Origin of the sequence: Microbacterium sp. ISL-103 (assembly GCF_018613995.1) — a bacterium.
GTDB lineage: Bacteria > Actinomycetota > Actinomycetes > Actinomycetales > Microbacteriaceae > Microbacterium.
Genome location: NZ_JAGGPD010000067.1, coordinates 1 through 1,242, shown reverse-complemented (window position 1 = coordinate 1,242; position 1,242 = coordinate 1). Strand labels below are relative to the sequence as shown.

The window sequence follows — 1,242 nt, the reverse complement described above, 5'->3', positions numbered from 1 at the left end:
CGACAAGGCGGGTTCTCTCTCGGTCGGATCAGGCGGATGCTGCGGCGGTGGATGCGGAGGGGGACGCCGAAGACGGAGTGAGGATCCCGGCGAGGGCGTCGCGGATGAGCTCTTCGTCGAGCGGCTCGTCGTGGATCTGAGAGTGCCAGCGTACGCCGTCGATGAAGACGGCGGCGGCCCTGGCGCGGTCCAGTCCGTGAACGGGGGCGATGAAGCCGACGATCTCGTCGGACCACTGCCGGGCGAACTGTCGCACGCGCGGGTCATGCACGGCGGCGGTGACCACCGCTCGGTCTGCCTGGATCGCGCGCGCGTCTTCGAGCCCCTGGTGCACGAGTCGCGCAAGACCCTCGGGGGTCACGCCTTCGACGACGACGGCTCTGCGGGTCTCGTCGATGCGCGCCTCGATCTCGGCCGCCAGGGCGCCGATCGCCGCCTCACGCAGATCGTCGAGGGTTGCGAAGTACTGGGTGGTCGAACCGAGCGGCACACCGGCCCGTGCGGCGACCTTGCGGTGAGTCAGCGCATCGACGCCGATCTCGACGATCAGCTCGGCGGCCGCGGTGACGATCTCGCGACGGCGCGCTTCAGGATCGCGGCGGCGGCGTGTTCCCTCGCTCATCCGAAACTCCCAGCGAAATCGAGCCTGTACGTGCGTACATGTACGTCTGTACATTCTGCATCCCGAACCTGAGGGTTCGCCCCGCGGGCGGGCGCCTCAGTGAGGTCAGAGCAGAGAACCCAGCGCGAGGCCGATGCCGGCCGCGAGCAGGCCGAGCACGAGCATCCCGATCGCGTGCACAGCGGATGCTCGGCGCTCCCCCTCGCGCCACAGCAAGATCGTGTCGAGCATCGCCGTGCTGAACGTGGTGTACCCGCCGAGGAGGCCGGCGCCGAGCAGGAACGCCTGATCGGGAAGGGCTGTGGTCACGAGGCCGAGCGCGAAGGATCCGGTGATGTTCACGATGACGATTCCCCAGGGGAAGCGTCGCCCGACGGCCGTCGAGATCGCCTGGTCGAGCAGGTAGCGCAGAACCGCCCCCACGCCCCCGGCGAGCGCGGCCCCGACGAACAGCAGCGGGGTCATGAGTCGGCCCCGGCGAGACGGGTGTCAGAGCGCGGACGCCCGAGTCGCAGCCCGAGAGCGGCTGCGGCGAGGCCCAGCACGAGGCTGACGGCGACGTAGGCGAACGCGAGCAGCGGAGCATCCGTCCACAGCCCGATCGTTCCGGTCATCACCGC

At 69.8% G+C, this 1,242-nt stretch carries 2 protein-coding genes; both read right to left on the bottom strand.

Annotated elements, in window-relative coordinates:
* Positions 1-28 precede the first annotated feature (28 nt).
* Positions 29-622, bottom strand: coding sequence for a TetR/AcrR family transcriptional regulator (locus J7E68_RS03160; protein WP_215169774.1), 594 nt, complete (start codon positions 620-622; stop codon positions 29-31).
* Between the two features lie 105 nt (positions 623-727).
* Positions 728-1,087: a CrcB family protein gene (locus J7E68_RS03155; protein WP_215169772.1), complete on the bottom strand. Its 360-nt coding sequence runs from the start codon at positions 1,085-1,087 to the stop codon at positions 728-730.
* Between the last annotated feature and the right edge of the window lie 155 nt (positions 1,088-1,242).

What these genes read in the sequence shown, in the direction of transcription:
- J7E68_RS03155 (WP_215169772.1), bottom strand. Translation starts at nt 1,087, where the DNA reads ATGACCCCGCTGCTGTTCGTCGGGGCCGCGCTCGCCGGGGGCGTGGGG.
- J7E68_RS03160 (WP_215169774.1), bottom strand. Translation starts at nt 622, where the DNA reads ATGAGCGAGGGAACACGCCGCCGCCGCGATCCTGAAGCGCGCCGTCGC.